Source organism: Aestuariimicrobium sp. T2.26MG-19.2B, from assembly GCF_950101875.1.
GTDB lineage: Bacteria > Actinomycetota > Actinomycetes > Propionibacteriales > Propionibacteriaceae > Aestuariimicrobium > Aestuariimicrobium kwangyangense.
The window spans coordinates 49,176-70,376 of sequence record NZ_CATNLW010000003.1 but is presented as its reverse complement, the minus strand read 5'-3'; the positions used below and the strand labels follow the sequence as shown (position 1 = coordinate 70,376).

Sequence of the window (21,201 nt, the reverse complement as noted above, 5' to 3'; positions counted from 1 at the left end):
CTCGTAGCAGGAACCCAACGCGTTGCTCCAGATCACTTCCGGGTCATCTGGCGACGGTGGGGCTGGCTGGTAGCCGCCCTCGGCCTCGACCTGGGCCAGCTTCCTCGCCTGAGCGGCCGCCAAGTCATCTGCAGGATCAGCCACCGCCGTAGCCCCAGACGCCAGCGCCAATGCAACAGTCAAGGCGCCACACAGGAGCGCGATCTTCCTCCGCATACCGACCTCCATGGACTCTGTGCAGAACCGGGGGTGGGTCCGCCGATGACGACACTAAATACGAGCCACTGGAACTGGTCAATAGTCTCTTTGGCGAATTCGCATGCCCGGTTCCCCCTTGTTGACGGGAAGAGTTCGTCAGCGCGGAGCATCCCTATTGATCGGATCCAGGGAGAACACTGAGACGCTCGGCTCACGACCCGGAGACCGTTTTGTGGCGTCGAGGCGGTTCTCCGTCGCCGAGTTCTACGACTTCGACCAGCCGCTGACCGAGCGAAGGTTTCTGGATTTGCCCTTCTGGCGGTCCCATCTTGACCGGCGCGCGGTTCCACGCAACCCGTCGCTTCGCGCCCCTTGCGGTCCTCGGAACTTTTCGAGCCTGCGGCCGCTTCGCTGTCGAAAACTTCCTCCGGTCCCGGGGTGCACGGGTTGCGCTCTACCGCTTTCACGCCGGTCCAGTTCCTCCTCGCCCAGAAGGGCAAAAAGAACGGGCGGGACGGCCGGGTGGCACCGGTGGGTCGGTCCACTCACGTTGGAGGGATCATGGGAAAGCGGAACAGTGTCGGGGGCGGTAAGGGTCGCAGCCCGGAGCAGCGGAGGGTTGAGATGGAGGCGTTGCACGCCCAGCTCGCCGACAGCGTGGAGGCGTTGCGGGCGAAGGGCCGCCAGGTCCGCAAGGGCGAGTGGGGATCCGGATCCTTGGGACCGGCACCGTGAAGCCCACCGGTGACGACGACGATGAGGACAGCCAGAGTGGGGGAGGTGGTGGAGGGGCGCCGCCGGATCTTTTTCCCGGTGAGCGTGTTCGACATCTCCCAGGCCGACGAGATGGAGGGACAGGAGGACGCCTCGAGTGTGGTGAGGAGTCTCACCGGTGACGATGAGAACGGGACAGCTGCGGCGTCTTGCCAGCAGCCCGCTACGCGGGGCTCCCCCCACTCTGTGCCAAGCCGCGCCTACGGCTCGTTGACTAGAATTCTCACTCACGTTTGAGGGGCATGACGGCCGCGCCCTTCGGGAATGCGGCCGCCGGCTTCAGGGTGCTCCGGCACGACCGAAGAACCGCAATGACGACGCGGGGACGCTATCCCCTACCCTTCCGGCTACTCCACCACCCGCTAGAGGGTAGTGTCCTACCCCCCAAAAGGTCAGAAGTGTCCGGTACGCCCTGCTGAACAGCGGCGCCTTCGCTACCAGCACCTTTATCCAGCCCGGGTGTGGGCTTCGCGGATCTGTGACGGTCAAATTCGCTGGTGAGCCGACCACCGCGGAGAACGTTCCCACACTTAATCTACCTAGGCTGGGGTAAATTCACCGTAACGCAGCAATCCAGCGCGCTAGCTCAAAGGAGAGCCAGGATGAAATCCCGAATCGCACGCACCGCAATCGCAGCAGCCGTCACGTCATTGGTCCTAGTGGGCCTGGGCTCCACCCCTGCCAGCGCGGACGTCTGTGAGACACCAGCCGTACTCACCCCCGCCCAACTCAACGATGCAGCCACCGCCAGTTGTCCGCTCAGCGGCAAACAAGTTCGCCTCTCCGTGCTCTCGGACTTCTTCGTGGTCGATGTCCCAGCACCGGGCGACATGGCCGTGATGTTCGCGGAGAGCCTCGATGACCACGGCACGTCCTATGCCATCTCCACGTCCACGGATGGGCACGTCGCCGCTCTCGTCGCGGGTCGTCTGATCGGCCATCCAGCGGCGGCCCCTCGCGTGCAGCTGGTCGGCAGCGCACATGCCCACGATTTGTCCCCAGCATCTGAGGACACCGTGCTTAGTGGGTGCGGATCCAGCAGCTCCTACGCTTGGAAGTACGCACTTAACGGTGGCCTGGGTGTCTGGCCGTCAGCTGGTTACAACTGGTGGCACAACACCAGCGGACAGCCAGCGTCCAACGCGTACAGCCTGCTCGACGCCAGCTTCGCGAACGCAATCGCGGATTCTTCCAGCTGCGGCACCGGTGCCACCTCTACCCCGAAGTTCAGCAGGCTGGGCAACACAACCCGCGACGCGAAGACTCACGACGGATACTCCGTCATCGGCTACGAGGACCTATCGGGAACCCTGCTTGGTCTAGCGGGTTACTGGGTCTCTGGAAACAACATCGTTGAAGCAGATATTCGCATCGACAACGCTACCTCGTGGCACATGTCAACATCTCTCCCTGTGCCGGCCGGCAGGGTTGACTTCATGAGCCTGGCTGTTCACGAGATCCTCCATAACTGGGGGCTGGATCACGTGGCGGATACCGACCAGATCATGTACGCGTCTTTCAACACGGGTGCTGGCTCAGATCGTCGAACCAAGCGCTCCGGCGACCTCAACGGGTTCAACATCCTCTACACGTGATGTGACGGGGATGCCCCGTCCCCGGCTTCAGCAGCCCGGGGCGGGGTCACTCGGCTTGAACGCCATCATCTCCCCACCACCGGCGGGTTGAGCGAGGAGGAGGCAGTCATCTGCGCGACCAGCTGCGCGATAGACCGTCGTGCCCTCGGTGAAACCCGCTGCGGCTGCATTTGGCCATGGGGTCACCCATTCCTGCCCTCGCGGCGCGTCGTAGACCGCGCATCTCACAGTGAAGCGGGCGCTGCCTGGCTTCGGTCTCACACCCGCGTCGACGTACAACACGCCGCCCCAGTAGAAGTGTGGACTGGACGCTGGCTGCATGCTGGCGCTGGAGGTTCGCGGCCTTGAGGACGGGCAACTCTCATTGGAAGGTGGTTGGGAGCTGGGGGTTTCGGCTGGCACGGCATCGGGTTGCCGCTGCAGGGTGATAGCCCCGCCCACGGCAACCACCGCGACCGCAGCAACAGAGACGGCCGCCAGCACTCGCCGACGCGCGGCTCTTGATCGGGCGCGATGCAGTATTTCCTGCTTGTCGACGGGTTCGACGTCCGGCACCAGGCTTCTCAGGGTCGGCTCGCTCATTCTGGGACCTCCAGATTCGGGATGTAGCGATGCAGTTGCGGATGCTCACGAAGGATGCGGAGTGCCCGGTGGCTTTGGGTTCTGACGGTGTCGTCGCTGCACCCCAGGATGTACGCAGTCGAGTGAACAGACTGGTCGTCGAGGAACCGCAGGATCACAACGTTCCGTTGCTGTGGGGAGAGGCTCGTCATCGCCTTGATGAGGACGTGTCTGTCCACGAGCCGATCTTCCGCCGGCTCAGTTTTCGAAGTCGGGTCATGCTCGAGGGGTGACGTTGCGACGGTTTTGCGGCGACGCTGGTCCCGCCACACATTGAGCAGCACGGCGCGCACGTATGCGGATCGATTGTCTGCGCTGGCGACCTTTCGCCATTGCGAGGCAACCCTCACCAAGGAGTCTTGGACCAGGTCGCGAGCTTGGTCGGCCGAGCCTGTCAGCCCCCACGCGAGTCGCGTCAGAGCCGCACCGTCTTCGGCGAGGATCTCCTCGAGCAGTTCCTCCATGCGTGGCTACCTCCTTCATCAAGGTAGACGTTGCGCAACCCTGAATATGTGAACGGCGATTCGCCAGCAATGTGACCCAGCGGCCGCGTCTCGTGGCCGAGGTGGGTGATGGTAGCCAACATGATGGTGGTGACGCCGGTTGCCGGGTACGGCATTGACGCCATCCCTTCTTGTGGCCTCTTTCTACCAGCATCGCCAGGCGGTAATCAGGTGGCCGGCGGGGAAGTTGTGGAGTCCGATGGTGTTCGGGATCTGGTGCTGGGCTTGCCGGACGGCTTCGACGGCACCGGCGAAGAAGCTCGCAGCAGCACGGATTGGCTTGGTAGTTGACGGGCATCAGGTGCCATCACGTCGTACCTAGAGAGCTCGGGTTCGCGGCTGCAGGGCCGCTTCACCTTGGGTTGGGCGCGGGGGATTGTTGGGTGGGATGGGAGAAGGGTTGCTGCTGCGGGGGATGTTTCATGGCATGGGCGTACTCCATGGCTGGGTTGGAGTACCCCACGCCCGAGAAGAAGATGAGCAGTTTGTGGTGGTCTGTGCGGCGCTCCAGATCGGGCGTTGTGGGGCAGTCGTGCCTACTTGGTGGGCTTCGAACTTGACCTGAGCGAGGGCGTCACGTGAGGTGACGTCGATTCCTCTGTCGGCCCCGTTCGTCGTTACTTAGGCATCAAGGATGCCCCGGTACCGCATCCATTCGGCCGCGTTTTGTTCTGCACGTTCCCAAGTATCGATTTGGCGAGGGGCTGGACGATCAGGCATGGCGAAGATCTTGCCGCAAAACTCCGACACTCGGACGGGTAGGTCACCCGGCAGCGCCGACCACCCATGAAATGAGGGTGGTCGACGCTGTGGCGCAAGGCGTCCAGTAGCGAGGCCGACGGGCGGGGCGCTTGCGCCGGCGGCAGGTGATCAGCCTGCCGCTTGTCTGCCGTGGAGCGCGCCGGTTCTTCGAGGCTCCGCGCGGGCGTCTTGGAGGGTGGAGGTCTCTGGGCGCGGACGAGGAAATCAGCGACGAAGGAGCGCCGACGTCCGGGCGCTGAGACCGGAGCCCTCAGCCCGGGTGGAGAGAAGCGGTGTGCTAGGCAGCCCCGCCACAATCAGGCAGCGCCGAAGGCGTCGGATTCTGGGCCGTCAGGCCCGGTTGTTTGTCAGTGGTCCTGGTCGGTGGTGGGCCGTCAGGCCCGGTTGTTTGTCAGTGGTCCCGGTCGGTGGTGGGTCGTCGGCGAGGCTTGGGGCGTCGCCGGTTCGCGGGCTTGGTGGGGGTGGGTTCGTCGAGGCGGAGGCGGTGGAGTTGGTCGGCGGTCCAGCCACTGGCGATCGCGGCGTCCCATGCTTGGCGTTGGTCGGCGTCGACTTGGGCCATGCGCTGCTCGAGTTCGGCGCGGATGGCCACGAACGGTTCGAGCTGGCGGATGACTTCGAGGCGCTTTGCTTGCTCGGCCTCGAGGTAGATGGCGGCTTCCTCTGCGATGCCCATGGTGATCCCTCCCGGTGGTTGGTGCGCGCCGTGGTGATCGCGCCCTGCCAGGCCAGTGTAAGCGGGCATGGTTCCACCCCGTGGGTGGAGCAAGTTATGTGTTAGGGCCCATAACTGCTCCCTGATGGTTGCCTCGACCGCGGCCGTGGGCGCACACTGGGGTGGGTGGAGGCGGTCCCGCAGGGCGGGTCGTTGCACTGGGCGAAGGGGAGTGACGAGAGTGGATGCTGAGCAGCCGGTTGGCCGCAGGCGTGCTGGTCGTCGCCCGAATGTGTCGACCGGTGCCAGGACCAGGGAAGTGAAGATCCGCCTCTCGGAGGCTGAGTACCTCGAGGTGTCGTCGTTGGCGTTGGCGATGCGTTGCTCGGTGCCGCGGGTGTTCACTGCGGCGGTGGAGACGAACGGGGCGGTGTTCGGTCGTGTGGCTGCCCTGCAGGCGCAGGGGTTGTCGGCTGATCTGTATGCGGCGAACCGTCAGCTGTCGGGGATCGCCACCAACATCAACCAGCTCGCACACGGCGCGAACATCGACGGCCAGGCTGACCTGGAGCGGATGCGGTCAGCGTTGGCGGAGCTGGAGGCCACGCAGGTCGAGATCCGGCGCATCATCGAGGCGGCGTGGCCGGAATGATCGGGAAGATCATGAAGGGTTCTGATACTCGGAACCTGCTGGGCTATCTGGTGGGGCCGGGACGGTCGAACGAGCACACCAACCCGCAGGTGGTGGCCGGGTCGGATCATGTGGTGGAGGGGTGGCGTCGACAGTATGCGGGGGAGCCGTGGCGGGGTGCCGACCTGGCATCGTTGACGGCCCATCTGGATGAGCATCTGGCGACCACGTTGGAGGTGGATCGGTCGGGCTGGAACGGTCGGGCGGTCGGGGTGACGAAGCGTGACAACCCGCACGGTCCTCACGTGGTTCATGTGGCGTTGGCGATCCGCGACGACGAGGGCTCGTTGCCGTTCGAGACGTGGCAGCGGATCGCTGAGGACTATGTCGCGAAGATGGGTGCAGCTGGGTGCCGGTGGACCGCCATCCATCACGGCATGTCGAAGGCCGGCAACGACCACATCCACTTGGTGATCAACCGGGTGCAGGCCGATGGTGCGTGGTTGTCGCTGAGCAACGACTTCGCCCGCAACGCGGCCGCTTGCCGCGAGTTGGAGGTCGAGCACCAGCTCGAGCGGTTGGCTGATCGTCGCCAGCATCGGGGGATGCCGGGCTTCACCCAGGCCGACGCCCGCCGTGGGGTGACGGTGGGGGAGCCGGAGACGGTCCGGTTGGAGAGGTTGGTGCGGGGGGCTGCGAAGGCGTCGATCGATGAGGCGGAGTTCGTGCGCACCCTGCGTCGGGTGGGGGTTGAGGCCAGGGCTCGGTTCGAGACCGGCGGACGTAGGGGGGTGGTGGGCTATTCGGTGCGGCTCGAGGGCGGGTCGGGTCGTTGGTATGGGCCCGCGAAATGGTTGGCGACGGATCTGAGTTTGCCGAAGCTGCGCGCCTCGGAGGGGTGGCCGAAGAGCGACGCCTCGGCGTGGGTTGGGGGTGCGTCCACGGTGGGGGCTGCCAGCCCGGAGGATTGGGCGGGGCAGACGGTCGCGGTGTTGCGGCAGGAGCAGGCCCGGTGGCGCAGTGAGCAGCGCACGGCCCGGGAGGACCGACGACGGGCCAGTGATCTGGCGGGGCTGGTGGGGATCGCCAGTACGGGGTTGGAGTCCACGCCTGGCCGGTTGGCTCGGGCGGCGCGGGAGTTGGCGCGCTGGTCGCAGCATCAGTACGCGGACCCGAAGCCGAGCATCACCCCGAGGGACAACATCGCGATCGCGGCCAGGAACATGATGGCGGCCGCGGGCCGGCATGACCTGGCTGGCTGGTTGGCTGTGATCGACCAGCTGGGGCGGATGAGTCGCGCGATCGCGGATGCGCATGAGGCGGCCCGGGAACGGGTCGCGGCACAACGAGTTCGCCATGAGGTGCAGCGCAGATTGGACGCCACATCGGTGGTGCTGCGCGGCGAGCTGGGTCTGTTGTCGGAGGACGATCTCCGGGCAGCCGGGCAGGTGCAGGAGCAGGCGGCGTTCGCGCCGATCACTGCCCCGGCGCCGATGCACCCGCCGACGGGTCAGCAGACGGCTGACCCGGACATCACCAGGAGGGATCACCATGACGAACGCTCACGAGGCGGCCCGAGCCGCTGACCCCCACAGGCCGCACTGCAGGGGAGGGGAGTGTGATGAGTGAGGAACTGACTGCCGAGGCCGAACGCGCGATCCGGGCGACGGTGGCGGCGGTGGCGCGTGTCATGGAGGTGGCGCAGCGTCGCCGCGCCGAGCAGGAACGTCAGGGCCGGGATCAGGCGATGTCCGCCGGTCGGGCCGATGAGGCCCAGTTCAAGGAGTGGGTCCGCGGCCAGCAGGACGTCTACCGGCGGGTCGGTTGGGCCGATTGGGAAGACCAGGCCACCCCAGCGGAGTGGGCCGACGCTTACGCCACGGCGCGGGGGATGCGGGACGTCGACCCGATGGCTGTGCATGCGGCGAACCGGATCGAGCAGCAGTATTGGGAACGGTTCGGGGTGAACCTGCGTGAGGCGCACGATCTGTGGCGGAAGCGGAGTTCCACGCTGCGCGAGGAGCACGTCGGCCGTGAGGCTGAGGTGTTGGACGTGCCGAAGCTCGTGGCGGAGCATCGCCCGCACTACCGGGTGGTGGCCGACGACTGGTGGCGGGAGAACGCGACCCAGGCCGACTGGGTCGACGCCTACGGGCATGCGCGGGTGACGTTGGGTCTGGACCCGATGGCTGAGACGGTGGCGCAGCGGATCGAGTCCGAGACCCGGCAGCGGTTCGGGTTGGATGTGAAGGCCGCGTTCGACGACGAGCTGGCCCGCAGGACCAGCGGCCTGGTCGACGAGGCCGGCGACCTGGCTGCGCAAAGCCGGGAGAACGAGCGTGCCTCCGGCGAGCATCACTCCGAAGCTGACGGGTTGGATCCCGATGATCCGCGGGTGGAGCAGTTGCGCGAACAGGCCCGCCGCGAGCAGGCGATGGCCGACACCGACCTGCACGGCTCGGAGGACGCCGTCCACGAACAGGTGGTGGTGGCCACCGTGACCGAGGCTGACGCCGAGGAGGCTGACCGGGTGGCCCGGAAGGCGGCCCCGGCGTACACCCCGGCCGATGAGGCGGCAGCGCAAAGCCACCGCGGCCGCCGCAATAGCCAGCCCACCTCGGCCAGGCCCACGCAGCAGCGGAAGCGGGGGAGAAGCCGATGAGCTTCCTCGACGACCCCCAACTACCCGACGCAGACCCCGAACCCGCTCCGCCGGCCGCCACGGCGGGGGAGGGGGCCGCGCCGGCGTTGATGTATGAGTCGGCAGATCAGTGGTTGAGAGAGTGGATGCTGCCCAATTGGCGCCCGCCCCTGGGGGAGCTGAAGTACCGGTGGTGCCCCAGGTGGTGGCTGCACCCCGAAGCCGTGAACCGGATCGAGGCGCTGTGGCGCGCGTGGGAACACCTCCGCAACGACGGACTCCTGGGGGCGTCGGTGTGGTGGCGGGACCACTTCACCCACCACTGGGGCACCCTCACCGGCACCGACGGACCCTTCGCCGCCTGCAAGAACGGCGACCACAAACAAGCCGACCCGCTCCAGGCACCGCCGGCTGTGGTGAACCTCTCCATCTACATCTAAGGGAGCCCTCAATCCGCAGCCCTCCGGTGCGGCCAAGGCTCAGTTGAGCTAGCTGAGACGCCTAGGGCTGATAGTCGCTGAAGGACCGGGTCAGGGCGACCTGGACGACCCGTTCGGCGGGATCGGTCTGGGGGCACCAGGCGAGCTCGGCCGGCGACTGTAGGACTTGACCCGGCCTCCGGGCACCCCAGAATAGCATTGACGCCCGCACAGCGAGCACCTACCATGAACACCTAGAATCAGCAACTTTGACAGAACGGATGAATCATGCCCATCGACACCCAGTGCGAGCAGATCCCCCCCGCGGAGTCGCCCTTGCGTCCCTTCGGCATTGACGCTATGGCAACCTCCCCAACCGTGACCGACGACGACATCCTTTACTGCATCCTCTCGCTCGACAGTGGATGCAGCTTGGATGACGCCAGCGGCGGCATGGACGACTGGTGACGGACTTCGCCTGCATGGATAGAGTGGTCTTGGTCATCTCAGACGAAAGGGACGGCCACATACCATTCGTGACCAACCATCTCGAAAGTGAATATCTTCTAGTTGATCCAGGCGCAATCATCTCCGGATCCAGCCTTACCTTTCAACACTTGGCGGAGCGGAACACTCTATCGCTCCAGGAGACCGACCTAACGGCGCTCGACATAACCGGCGTGTGGTTTAGAAAGCCTCAGCGCTTTCGTCACATGTCGATTCCTGTTCCCCAAGAGTACTTCGAGTACTCTGCGAGCGCCCTAACGCAACTAACGGTCACGCTCTACTCCCAGCTACAGTCTGCCACTTGGGTGTCGGACTATTATGCCATAAGTCGCGCATCGAACAAGTTTCTTCAATTGCAGCTTGCTGCGACGGTTGGACTTAAGACACTCGCCACCGTCATCACCAGCAGTCCGCTCGATGCTCGAGAATTCTTGGCCCGGTATCCACGCGCCGTGGTGAAGCCCCTTTCTCAGAAGCACCCTCGAGTCGACGGCCGCCAGATGGTGCTCTTGACGCATGAGATCACGGAACCGGCAGGACTAGATCTCCAGGGCCTTGAGCTGGCCCCGTCCATCTTCCAAGAAACGGTTGCCGTCGCGGAGGATATCCGCGTCACGATCGTCGGTCCTCATTGCTTTGCGGCGTCAGTTCGATCAGCCCCAAGCGAGGCACTTGGTCATCACCATGTCGGAGGGGCTACCCGAATCCGGGATAGCCGCTTCGGCCACTATTCCGGAGCAGGAGTGGTGATCGAACCGTGGTCGTTGCCGGAGGAGGTCGCAAAGAAGTGCGTAGCCTTGACAAACAAGCTTGGATTGAACTTCTCGGCTATTGACCTAATTGTAGACGACGACGGGCAGTACCATTTTCTGGAATTGAATCCCAACGGCCAATGGGCCTACATCGAGAAGAATACAGGCCTTCCGATAGGTGCCTCGATTGCAGAATTGCTTCAAAGGGGCGCCCGTGGCGGTACATCGGCCCAATAGGCGAGAACTGTTCATAACCAGGCGATTGCTAGAACTCTATGCTGCCAGGGACATCCTGCGGCTCCCTCTTCAAGTGTCCACCGATTCATCAACGGCGTCAAAGGCGACCGACTGGAGTGAGGGTAGATTCTCTTCTTTCCCCCTGCCAGCATTCGACAGGCGGCTCGGAACGCCTGTATTGGAACTTCGACCTCGCGGTTATGGCGTTGCCCATCTAGCGGGACCGGATGGGACCAGCTCGGGCTTGGCTCTCGCAGATGCCCCTTGCCTCGTTCCACTGACGCTTGGATCTGGCGAGCAGGTCCAAGGCAACTATGCTCTCCTCCCAATGGACGCCCATGGAACGGCTCGCCCGCCTACCGTGATGGCGGGCCTCGTTCGGATCATAGATGTCGATGTTGATAGCTTTTGGCGGAAGGTGCAGTGGTTGTTCTCGGCCTCTCTGGAAGTGGTACGTCACGCGCCCAACTCAGGGGGTGCCCTGCAAGACATGCTTGCTGACTCGCTGGCGCATATCGACTGGCCGCGTGAAGCCCGAGCGTACTTGCACTATGCTGCACACGACGAAGCACTAGGCCGATTGCTCTTTGACAGCCCAGTGAGCCACATGACGGAATCTTGGGCAAGCTCAGACGGTAAGCGCCCGGCCGTATCCGTTGCCAGGGCCGCCCACGCATTGCAGGCTATTCCGCAATACGAAGCCCTCCGAGTAGACGTCACGGGGTACAGTCATATTGATGCGGAGTGGCTGTGGCCGAGATCCGTCACTGAACGACTGGTCCCCGCCCACCACGGATGGGTTCCAGCGCTGATGCACCGCTATCCGCAGATCACTTGGGTGCTCGCCTCCGCTTGGGAACTCTCCATACTGGCGGCCAAATCGCCCGACCTTTATGAAATGGTGCGTGACCTGATCAGGATCGGACGAATAGAGTTTGCAAACGGGCTCTACAACGAGCCAGATGTTCTACAGCTCCACGGAGAGACCACGATGCGAGCACTCGCCTTGCACCGTGACACCGCGGTCGCCATGGAGCTTCCCGTGTCTACACTCGCATGGTTGCCCGACAGCTTTGGATTCCCGCAACAGATGCCACAGATGCTGCGCTTGGCAGGTTGTAGTTCGTTCTATACCGGCAAACTTCACTCTTCTGATCCTGCGTTCCCGCACCATCGCTTCGCATGGCAAAGTGCGAATGGAGTGGAGGTTAGGGCGATCGCATCCTTGGGCGAGGACGCCTACAACGGGATCCTTGACCCAGCCAAGCTAATCCGTTACGCGGGTGGTCTTGGCGGGCGGTTGTTCCAGCCGTTGGGCAGCTCAGGGGGGTCTGGTCCCACGCTCACCCAGCTTGCTTCTTGGAAATCGGCTGGGGAAGCGGGTCCGGTTACAGTGCACTGGACTAGTCCCAGCCTCCTATTCGAGGCAGCGGACTGGTCGACACACTCGGTACACCGAGGGCCCCTTGAACTGGGCTACCACCAGGGGACGTGGGTCACTCAAGCGCGGTATAAACGCTTGCTGCAAGGTGTCGAAGATCGCTTGCTGACGTGTGAAAAGGTCTTGCTATTCAAACAGCATATGGGCTACCCCAACCACCACCATCACCGCCGTCTGCAGTCACTCTGGCGTCAACTGGCCGACGTCTGTACGCACGATCTCGTAGGAGGGTCCTGCTCAGGCCCAGTGCAGCAGAGAGCCTATCGCTCCCTCTTGAGGATAGATCGCATTCTTAGTTCAATCTTCACTGCGGTTAAGAGGCAACGGAGGCATACTTCTGGGGTGATGCGCAGGTGGACCCTAAACTACTCGTCAGTACAATCACACGGGCCAGATTCGGTAGGCGCAATGTCGGCGTGTATCCGTCTCGATGACTCGCCGAGTGCTCTCGAATGCAACTCGGAACCATCAGCGGTCTTCATGGGGGCACTAGCCGCGATGCTCCCAACGCCCGTCAGTTTCGATGATAGAACGGGTTATTCGGACGCTTGGGAACTTGGGTACAATTGGGAGTCGTCGGAGTTGGATCCGTGGGTTTTAGATCGGTCGGTGTCAACCCCAGTGGGATTGAGTCAGACTTGGTCCTGGGGGCACAGCACCGTGACGCTGACGATTCGGCCGGGCGATCAGGCGGGATGCTTCCGAGTGACTGCTTATCTCCGTTGGTTCGAGAGGAGGACGCTTCTTGGCTTTTTGTGGAAATTGACGACGTCTGGAACCTCGCTCCTACGCGCTGACGCGCCATTCGGTGTCGATCTGCATCCACTTCGTGTGGGTGAACTTCCAAAGGTGGTAGTGGCTCGCGCTTTCATAGACCTAGAAACTGCCGGGGCAGGGCTGCTGTTAGGGGCATCAGGCTCCCACGCGTTTCACGTTAGCGCTGATATGGTGACTCACTTGGCTGTTCGTGGTGCGGTCTTTCCTGATCCCTTGGCGGATATCGGCAATCACACCATCGAGTATACGATAGTTGCGGATTCGGGGACTTTCCTCGACCGCTGGTCGGTCTATGAGCGATCCCGGCACCCAATGGTTCATTGGGTCGATCGGTGGGCCCCGGGTAGGCCGACCAGGTACGCTCCTCTGGAGCCGATTCCTCGCGGTGTAGCCTGCTCGTCTCTCCGCGTAGGCGACGATGACATGATAGTCGCCCGACTGTTCGAGTTTGGCGGTGGCGCAGGAGCCGCCCCACGCAACTTTGAGTGCGTGGAGTTTTCGGCGGGCGACATCTTCGATGTCCCGCTAGTGGAAGGTGGTGCGCGCGATGCCTGACCTGTTGGCCCAAGTCTCGATTGAAGGATGGCGCTCGAGGTCCAGCAGACAGTTGCTGTTATTAGGGCCATGTGATATGGGCACCCAGTTCTGGGTCTGCCAGGTGGAGCAATTGTCTCTGTCCCATGCCATCCGGTTCATGATTGATGTCCCGAGCTTGGCAGACTTGATTAAGAGATGGGACGACCTGAGTCTAAACGGCACGGATATTTTAGCGACAGAGTGCCTCGCTGTCGCTGCTCTTCACCTGGCGGTATGCAGACCTGTGGGAAGGATACTAGTTGCCGGGCTTGGCGTCCCTCCAACGACTGATTTCCCTTACACAATCCAGCCCGGAGGGTGTGTGAGACATTCGTTCCCCGAGTTCGTCTGGGAAAGTCCTCTGAACTGCAGGGAACTCGCTTGGATGAGTAGTGGTACCACGGGTCAGACAGTGTCGAGCAACAGCATATTAGAGAGGAGTGCTCCGAAAGCTAGCCTTCTGGATGTTGCGGAGGTTGACTGCCTTCTTGCTCCGGAGTCGTCCTCTGTGTTCGGCCATGCCGTGTACTCGTTCTTCTGTAGGAGTTGATATGGACCGGATGCACCGGTTCCGGGTAGCTCAGATGTCCTGTCCCTCTTTGGATTCGAGTGGGGACTCCATATTCTGGATTGAGTCGTCGCTTGGCGTTTCGATCTTGGCGAAGGCAGCGTTGGATCATCCCGAAGAAGTCGAGCGTTTCTCGCTCGAGGCCGTGACTGAATACACCCTATGTCGGGGTAATGCGAGTGCGGTTGTGCGATGCGACCCCGGAATGAGAGACAGCCCCAGACTGTGCATCGTTCATTTCGGAGAAGGCGTGGAGTCGAGGATTGTTGGTATCCCTTCTCTCGTGTGCACTAGAATTTACGGGGCGATCGGGGAGTCGCGGTCAGTGCTCGTTGGCGCGTTGGGCGGGGACGGTGATCTTGAGCATCTGTACGAGTTGGATACCTCGAATGGTTTGTGGTGTGAGGCCTGGCATAATGAGGCCGGGTATTCGCAGTGGCTGGTCGACGACCTAGGAGTTGTGCATGGAGGGGTGCGCGAGCAGCAAGATGGCTCTGTTTTGATCTCGTGCGACGGCGTTGGTGAGACGCTTCACGTTCCGCCGCCTGAGGCGTTGAATGTGAAGGTCCTGAGAGTGTGTCGCGACGGAACCCTCTGGATCTCCAGAACGGTCAAGGGACACTCGGTGGTTGAGCATCATGGGGCGGCTGTGGAGACGGCGTTTGAGACGGAAGAACTTGCGTTCTTCTCTGACATGGCCTTCAACCCTGCTGAGGAGCCCCTGACTGTGACAGTACACGCAACGCGCGCATCGACGATCCCATGCTCGTTGGAGGGAAGAAGACTATGCGAGCTGGTGCGGAGTGATCTAGGGCGGGATGTCGATTTTCGCCTCCTTAGCCTAGGGCCGAGTGGAAGATATGCCGCCCTTTTTCTATCTGACGTGGAGGCGCCGAGTATCGCCGTCGTTTGCCTTGACGGGGAAAGCGTTGTCTTTAGGCCGCAGCGCTCTGTTTCGGTCGTTCGTCCGTGGAGATGCCGAGGTTTCGAGTTCGTTGCACGTGACGGACTGGCGATGAACGGGTACTTGACTGGGGAGCTCGGCGAATCAGGGTTGGTTGTGAATATTCACGGTGGTCCGTGGGCGCGGAATGAGTGGGCGTATGACGCGGAGTGTCAGTGGCTGTGCGACTTGGGCTTTGCGTGCCTCCAGGTTAACTTTCGTGGGTCGGTTGGCGTGGGCGGTATGGTGTCGGAGGCGGGGGTGCGTCAATGGGGGCGTGCAATGCAGACTGATCTGATCGACGCGGTTGAGCATTGTCGCCGACGCGGCTGGGTGACGTCTGAGGAATTCGGGTTGTTCGGGTGGTCGTATGGCGGATTTGCTGCGATCCTGGGTTCTCTGTGCTGGCCAGAGGTCAAGTTTGCTGTTGCGATCTCGCCGCCTGTGAATCTCGTTAGTATGTTGGAAGGAATGCCTCGTTCATGGAGTGCAATTAGGTATCGGTTAGCCTATTTCATAGGTGACGCGCAAGCCGAGCCAGGTTGTCTTGAGGAGATTTCTCCTGCAGTCCTTGTGAAGGATGAATGTGTGGAGAGTTTCTGTCCGATGTTTATCGCGCGTGGTGCGGATGATGCGCGTGTCTCGGTAACTGATGTTGATAGATTTCTGGAGGATGCGGCCGCGCGAGGCTGGGAGTGCGAAGGGTACCGTCATGAGGGTGGGCACGGCCTAGGCTCTGCTGGAGACAGTGCCCGCATGTATTCTGTTATCGAGGAATTTATTGCGTCTGCAATAGGGGGTCGTGCCACCATCGGTAAATGACTTGTTGAGGGCCGGTTTGAGTGTGAAGAATGAATGAGGTTGGCTGGACGCTGGCGTTATCATTTGTGATCTGGCTGATTGGGTACGCGGCTGACGGCAGTTGGAGGCAGCACGCTGAGCTACTCCTGAATGGCGCACTGGCGCGGCTACACGATCCACATCGACATCAAGAGGGTTGGGGTCCCCGGCTGACGCCGGTGATGCGATCGTAGCGCACTGATTCTCAGCCAGTCGAGCCCTCAGACAGTGGGGCTCTACTAGGAGCGGCCTCCCTGTCGACCTGACGCAGAAGGAGTCCCGCAGTGAGGCCTTACTACATCACCACCGCGATCCCGTACGTGAATGCTGCTCCCCACTTGGGGCATGCGCTGGAGTTTGTTCAGGCTGACGTGCTCGCACGTCACAGACGCCTTCGTGGATATCCGGTCCGCTTCCTGTCTGGAACGGACGATAACGCACTGAAGAACGTCATCGCCGCGCGTAACGCCAGGATCCCGGTCGCCGACTACGTTGCTAGCGCTGCCGATCGGTTCGAGGTACTCCAGACACGGTTGGAGCTGAGCTGTGATGACTACATCCGGACGTCATCCGACACCCGACACCGGCGCGGCGTTGAGTTTCTCTGGCAGCGATGCGTGGACTCTGGGGACTTCTATCAGCACACGTACGAAGGTCTCCACTGCATCGGATGCGAGCAGTTCTACGAGGCAGAGTCTCTGGCCGCCGGGTTGTGCCCCGAGCACGGCACAGCACCGGAGCGTGTCACCGAGACCAACTGGTTCTTCCGCTTGTCGCGCTACGGACGTCAGATCAAGGCTGTCATCGAGTCGGAAGCGCTGACCATCAATCCACCTCAGAAGCGCAACGAGGTCCTGGCCCTCATCGACGCCGGCCTGAAGGACTTCAGCGTCTCGCGTCCAAGTGCTCGCGCCGACGGTTGGGGCATCCCCGTCCCTAGCGACCCTAGCCAGGTGATCTACGTGTGGTGGGACGCTCTGACCAACTACATCACCGCACTCGGCGTCGACCAGGACGGCGACGACTACAGGTACTGGTGGTGCGGCGACGGAGAACGTGTTCACATCATCGGGAAGGGGATCACACGTTTCCACGCCGTCTACTGGATCGGACTCCTCCTCTCGGCCGGGCGCCCGCTACCCACGACCATCCACGTGCACGACTACGTCAATGCGGGTGGGACCAAGCTCTCCAAGAGCACCGGCAACGTGGTCGACCCCACCATGCTTATTGACGAGTTCGGGATCAACGCACTTCGGTGGTGGATGACCCGAGAGGTGCCCTTGCTCGGCGACACTGAATTCACGACCGCTCGATTGGTTCAGGCGTACAACAACGACTTGGCCAACGGGCTCGGAAACCTGGCCAACCGGACATTGACCCTGCTGCACAAGCATTACAACGGACAGCTGCACCCAGCCGACAAGCCCGCGACCGGGCCCAGGTGGAGCAGCCTTGAGCTCGAGACCGCTTGCGCTGAGCTGCCTTCGAAGATCGATACCGCTCTCCAAACGGCGGACTTCCGGTCGGCGACGGGCCACCTCATCGCCAGTGTGGATGTTGCCAACCAGTTGTTGAACGCGGCAGAGCCTTGGAAGGAGGTCAGAACCCTCGACGCTGACCCGCGACGGACACACCGACTGCTCAGCACCGTCGCGCGGGCATGCCGAACCATCGCAACGGAGCTGACGCCCTTCTGCCCCACAGGCGCGGCGATTCTGATCCGCCAACTGGGCGTGGGCAACCGGGTGGAGGCACCCGAGCCGGTCTTTGCGCGCCTGCCCTGACCTTGCCCCGCCGCCATCTCGGATTCCCTGAGTCGCCGAGTCTAGCGAGAGACCCAGCGTCGGAACCCCGCCATACACAACCGAAGGGGTTTGACACGTGTGAGCCTGCTCGGGCGCACTGTGGCCGGTTCCTATGGTTGAGGCCTGTGGGAGTTGAGTTCGACTACCTCGCTGCGCCGGGGAAGCATGCTGAGGTTGGTGCGGCGAGGCCTATCCGATGGTGATTACCGCGTCGACAGGCTCTTCGGCAGGGTGAGAGTTCTGGAGGGGATGTGTGAGCCGACCTCGCGGACCTTGAGGACGTATCTCTGGGCGTGGCCTTTGGGATCCTTGTGAGTTCTCAGACGCTAGGTGGTGCGGGGTAGGCCGTTGTTGACGGGGCAGCCCCTCGACGAGGCAGGTGTTGCGGCGAACCCCTCAACCATTACACCTGCCATGGACCTCATACGGCCTGCATAGGGCCCCCGGTGTCGAGAACACGGGCACGCGTCACCAACGTCCCGCGCTGCAGCAGCTAGGGTCGGCCGGGTGAGCTTGATCCATGTGCACGACCTGAGCAAGGAGTTCGTCCGAACCAAGGAGCCAACCGGACGCTTCTCGACGATCCGGCGTTTGTTCACCCGTGAGCGGGTGATAAAGAAGGCGGTGCAGGGCGTTAGTTTCGACATCGAAGCCGGCGAGCTGATCGGTTACCTGGGCGCGAATGGTGCGGGCAAGTCGACCACGATCAAGATGCTGACCGGAATTCTGGTGCCGACTTCGGGCACGGTCGAGGTGGCCGGCGTGGTCCCATGGCAGGACCGCAAGGCCAATGCGCTGCGTATCGGTGCGGTGTTCGGTCAGCGCACTCAGCTGTGGACCGACCTGCCGCTGCGTGACTCGCTGGAATTAGTCCGCGACCTGTACGGCGTGCCGCAGGACGTGTACGGGCAGCGCTTGGCCCAGCTCACCGAACTGCTCGGGCTGGCCGAGTTCCTAGACACCCCGGTGCGGTTCCTGTCGTTGGGGCAGCGGATGCGTGGTGACCTAGTCGCGGCGCTGCTGTACGAGCCGGAGATCCTCTACCTGGACGAGCCCACCGTCGGGCTGGATGTGGTGGCCAAGCGCACGATTCGTGAGTTTATCGCGGCGATCAATGACCAGCTGGCCACCACGATCATGCTTACCACCCACGACATGGAGGACATCGAGGCGCTGTGCAAACGGATCATCATCATCGATGATGGGCAGGTGCTGTTCGACGGTGCGCTGACTGAACTGAAGCGGCGCTATGTCACCGAACGGGTGCTGCAGCTGACCCCGGCCGACGGTATCAACCCGACGTCCATCACGGTGGACGGCACCACCGCCGAGGTCAGCGATGACGGGTTGGTGGCGCTGCGCTTCGACCCGCGGACGCTGTCGGCACCCACGCTGATGCGTGCCGTCACCGAGCGCTTCGAGGTGACCGACCTGTCGCTGGCCGACACGCCCTTGTCAGACGTGATTTCGCAGATCTACGCCGAGTCCGCGGTTCGGAGCAGGAAGACCGCATGAGCACCCTGATCGCACCGGCCCCGGCGGCGCTTGACCCCAGACCCGGCCCGGCGATCGGTGCCTACATCCGCAATGCGATCCGGTCGGTCTGGATGTACCGGCTCGACCTGCTGATCTCTTTCGCCTCGCAGATCATCACTGTGTGGCTGCTCAAGGTGGTCTGGACCACTGTCTACGGCGGGGCTTCCAGTGTCAACGGGATCAGCCGCACCCAGTCGGTGAACTACGCCGTGCTCGCCGGCTGCCTGCAGACCGCGCTGATGCCGTGGAACTTCTCCTCACTGGCAGACCGCGTCCGCGGAGGGCAGATCGGAATCGACATCACCCGTCCACTCGGCCTGATCGGCCAATGCCTAGCGCAGAACACCGGAACGCTGATCGCCCGGCTACCGATCACCATGGTTGGTCTGGTCGCCGCGGCCCTGATCGGGGCCTTCACCCTACCCCCGCACGGCGCCACTGTGATCTGGTTCGCACTCAGCCTCGTCCTAGGTGTGGTGCTGGTGATGCTGATGAACCTGTTGATGAGCTTCATCACCTTCTGGAGCCTGGAGGTGGGCGGCTACATGATGCTCTACCGGCTTGGGACCGCCTTGGCTTCCGGGGCGCTGATCCCGCTCTGGTTCATGCCCGGCTGGCTGGCCGGAGCACTGAAGTGGCTGCCCTTCCAGGCGCAGATGTTCTCGCCGCTGAGCATCTACTTCGGTCAGGTCGAGGGCGCAGGCATCGTCCGCGCCCTGAGCGTCCAACTGTTCTGGGTGCTGCTCATGATCGCGTTGAGCTGGCTGGTCTGGAAGCGTGCCATGCACAAGGTGGTGGTCCTTGGTGGCTGAACAGAACATGACCCAACTCACGCTGGCGGCCTCCGGGTGGAAGCAGCACCGCCGCCTGCCGAACACGCTGTGGTCGTGGTGGCGGTTGGAGCGGATGGCGATCCGCTCGCAGGGCCAGTACCGCGGCAACTTCCTCGTCGGCATGCTTGGCGGGGTCACTTACCAGGGCATCCAGGTCGCGTTCCTCGCAATCCTGCTTGAGCGGTTCGACCTGATCGGTGGTTGGGACTTCCATGAGATCGGGCTCCTCTTCGGAATCCGGCTGGCCGCCCATGCACTGTATGTGATGCCATTCAACCCGGTGTCCAGCGTGGACCGGATGATCCGGCTCGGGGACTTCGATCGGGTGCTGCTGCGTCCGGTGAACCTGTTCATCCAGGTCATCACCCGCCGGTTCGCCATCATGAGCGTCGGGGACGGGGCGATAGGCGTCTGCGCGCTGATCGGTTTCAGTCTGTACTCACCGGTGCACTGGACGCCGATTAAGGTGGCCTACCTGTTGCTCGCCGTCGTCGCCGGCGGGCTGGTCGAAACGGCCATCCAGACCTTCATAGCCTCGTTCGCGTTCACCGTCACCTCGACTGGTGGGTTCGCGATCTTCACGGACGTGCTGTTCACCCAGTTCGGCAGCTACCCACTGACCATCTTCGGACGGATCGGCGTCTGGGTGCTCACCTTCGGCTTCCCAATCGCTTTTGTGAGTTACCTGCCCACCTCGGTGCTGCTCGGCCGCAGCACCGAGGTGCCGATCTGGCATCCGCTGGTCTACATCTCCCCACTGCTCGGCATCGGACTGTTCGCACTGTCCGTCTGGGTGTTCACCGTCCGCAGCCACAAGTACGTCAGCCCAAGCGGCGGAACAGAATAACCGGCGACGGCCCCGCGCTGGGGCATGCGACACGGAGACGAGGCTCATCATGGACGATGGCCCTTGTGCGCCGGTTCACAGGCCTAGGGGCCCCCTGGGGCTGTGATCAACGCGTTCCACGGCGGCTCCTGGCTTCCCGGTGTGATGCGAGCGCTTGGCGCGCAGCGCGGATGTCAGCGATATCTGGTCGTCGCATACCGACGGCCCGGATGAGGAGGGCATCGTCGACGAGCTTGGCGGCCTCCAGCACCTCCCCATTCCGGAGCCTTCCAGCGACTTGGGGCCTGACAGCGATAAGAGCGTCACGTGCCTGCTTCACGATGCGGGGGGAGGGCATCGCCCACAGGCCTGCCTCCCCCGGCTCCATCTTCAGCAGGCCCCCGCCGTAGGCGCGGCCAGTGAACTCCGCACCGAGCATGGTGACGGAGTTGAGGGCGGCGAGAGGCAGCAGCTCGCGGGCCAGATCTCGATGAGCGGGTGTCAGGTAGACCCCGTGGACCGAGTTCAGATGGAGGGCGCCAGCGGTCTTGGTGGTCAGCCGAGGCGTGTCAGCGTTCATGTAGGTGAGCAGCAGATCAGCTCGGCTGACGAGGGGAACGCGCCACCACTGTTTCCGGACTCGGCATTTGTACGCTTGGTGGACGCCCTCGGCCTCGCCTTGGGCGATGTACTCGCGGGCCTGCGGCGAAGGAGTTCCGGCGGGTCGGAACAGCATGGTCCGCTTACCGTTTCGTCCC

The 21,201-nt window shown here is 62.9% G+C and carries 17 protein-coding genes; 14 read left to right on the top strand and 3 right to left on the bottom strand.

The genetic code is table 11. From position 1 onward, the window contains the following. Positions 1 to 1,574: 1,574 nt before the first annotated feature. Complete coding sequence (locus QQZ11_RS13535; RefSeq protein WP_284550850.1) at positions 1,575 to 2,567, top strand: matrixin family metalloprotease; 993 nt, start codon at positions 1,575 to 1,577, stop codon at positions 2,565 to 2,567. Positions 2,568 to 3,145: 578 nt separating this feature from the next. On the opposite strand, the gene QQZ11_RS13530 is transcribed toward QQZ11_RS13535, so the two are convergent. Continuing rightward, positions 3,146 to 3,652: a sigma-70 family RNA polymerase sigma factor gene (locus tag QQZ11_RS13530; protein WP_284550849.1), complete on the bottom strand. Its 507-nt coding sequence runs from the start codon at positions 3,650 to 3,652 to the stop codon at positions 3,146 to 3,148. A gap of 108 nt (positions 3,653 to 3,760) precedes the next feature. Here QQZ11_RS13530 and QQZ11_RS13525 point away from each other — a divergent pair, with 108 nt between their 5' ends. Continuing rightward, complete coding sequence (locus QQZ11_RS13525) at positions 3,761 to 3,982, top strand: hypothetical protein (protein WP_284550848.1); 222 nt, start codon at positions 3,761 to 3,763, stop codon at positions 3,980 to 3,982. An 862-nt stretch (positions 3,983 to 4,844) separates the two neighbouring features. Here the strand turns inward: QQZ11_RS13525 and QQZ11_RS13520 are convergent. Continuing rightward, on the bottom strand, positions 4,845 to 5,129 hold the full coding sequence (locus tag QQZ11_RS13520; protein ID WP_284550847.1) for a hypothetical protein: 285 nt from the start codon (positions 5,127 to 5,129) through the stop codon (positions 4,845 to 4,847). Between the two features lie 298 nt (positions 5,130 to 5,427). On the opposite strand from QQZ11_RS13520, the gene QQZ11_RS13515 reads away from it, so the two are divergent. The 12 genes from QQZ11_RS13515 (at position 5,428) to QQZ11_RS13465 (ending at position 20,464) form a co-directional block, all read left to right on the top strand. After that, positions 5,428 to 5,760, top strand: coding sequence for a MobC family plasmid mobilization relaxosome protein (locus tag QQZ11_RS13515; protein WP_284550846.1), 333 nt, complete (start codon positions 5,428 to 5,430; stop codon positions 5,758 to 5,760). Beyond that, positions 5,757 to 7,325 carry a relaxase/mobilization nuclease domain-containing protein gene (locus QQZ11_RS13510; protein WP_284550853.1) on the top strand — a complete coding sequence of 523 codons (1,569 nt, stop codon included), beginning with the start codon at positions 5,757 to 5,759 and terminating at the stop codon, positions 7,323 to 7,325. Before QQZ11_RS13515 ends, QQZ11_RS13510 begins: the two co-directional genes overlap by 4 nt. 35 nt (positions 7,326 to 7,360) lie before the next feature. Beyond that, entirely contained in the window at positions 7,361 to 8,401 is a 1,041-nt protein-coding gene (locus QQZ11_RS13505) for a hypothetical protein (RefSeq protein WP_284550845.1), read from the top strand. After that, the gene (locus QQZ11_RS13500) at positions 8,398 to 8,820 is read left to right on the top strand and encodes a DUF4913 domain-containing protein (protein WP_284550844.1); all 423 of its coding nucleotides are present in this window, start codon (positions 8,398 to 8,400) and stop codon (positions 8,818 to 8,820) included. Before QQZ11_RS13505 ends, QQZ11_RS13500 begins: the two co-directional genes overlap by 4 nt. A gap of 267 nt (positions 8,821 to 9,087) precedes the next feature. Next, positions 9,088 to 9,267, top strand: a complete 180-nt coding sequence (locus QQZ11_RS13495; protein WP_284550843.1) for a hypothetical protein — start codon at positions 9,088 to 9,090, stop codon at positions 9,265 to 9,267. Next, on the top strand, positions 9,264 to 10,295 hold the full coding sequence (locus tag QQZ11_RS13490; RefSeq protein ID WP_284550842.1) for a hypothetical protein: 1,032 nt from the start codon (positions 9,264 to 9,266) through the stop codon (positions 10,293 to 10,295). The genes QQZ11_RS13495 and QQZ11_RS13490 overlap by 4 nt, the downstream gene beginning before the upstream one ends. A 328-nt stretch (positions 10,296 to 10,623) precedes the next feature. Then, positions 10,624 to 13,068, top strand: coding sequence for a glycoside hydrolase family 38 N-terminal domain-containing protein (locus QQZ11_RS13705; RefSeq protein ID WP_446698874.1), 2,445 nt, complete (start codon positions 10,624 to 10,626; stop codon positions 13,066 to 13,068). A gap of 485 nt (positions 13,069 to 13,553) precedes the next feature. Then, positions 13,554 to 15,422 carry an alpha/beta hydrolase family protein gene (locus tag QQZ11_RS13610; protein ID WP_342395087.1) on the top strand — a complete coding sequence of 623 codons (1,869 nt, stop codon included), beginning with the start codon at positions 13,554 to 13,556 and terminating at the stop codon, positions 15,420 to 15,422. Positions 15,423 to 15,724: 302 nt separating this feature from the next. Further along, entirely contained in the window at positions 15,725 to 17,227 is a 1,503-nt protein-coding gene (gene metG, locus QQZ11_RS13480; protein WP_284550841.1) for a methionine--tRNA ligase, read from the top strand. 543 nt (positions 17,228 to 17,770) lie between these two features. Further along, positions 17,771 to 18,763: an ABC transporter ATP-binding protein gene (locus tag QQZ11_RS13475; RefSeq protein WP_284550840.1), complete on the top strand. Its 993-nt coding sequence runs from the start codon at positions 17,771 to 17,773 to the stop codon at positions 18,761 to 18,763. Further along, a complete protein-coding gene (locus tag QQZ11_RS13470; protein ID WP_284550839.1) occupies positions 18,760 to 19,596 on the top strand; it encodes an ABC transporter permease in 837 nt (278 codons plus the stop codon). Before QQZ11_RS13475 ends, QQZ11_RS13470 begins: the two co-directional genes overlap by 4 nt. Beyond that, complete coding sequence (locus QQZ11_RS13465; RefSeq protein ID WP_284550837.1) at positions 19,589 to 20,464, top strand: ABC transporter permease; 876 nt, start codon at positions 19,589 to 19,591, stop codon at positions 20,462 to 20,464. Before QQZ11_RS13470 ends, QQZ11_RS13465 begins: the two co-directional genes overlap by 8 nt. A gap of 106 nt (positions 20,465 to 20,570) precedes the next feature. Here QQZ11_RS13465 and QQZ11_RS13460 read toward each other — a convergent pair whose 3' ends face one another. Further along, a complete protein-coding gene (locus tag QQZ11_RS13460; protein ID WP_284550836.1) occupies positions 20,571 to 21,179 on the bottom strand; it encodes a hypothetical protein in 609 nt (202 codons plus the stop codon). Positions 21,180 to 21,201: the final 22 nt, after the last annotated feature.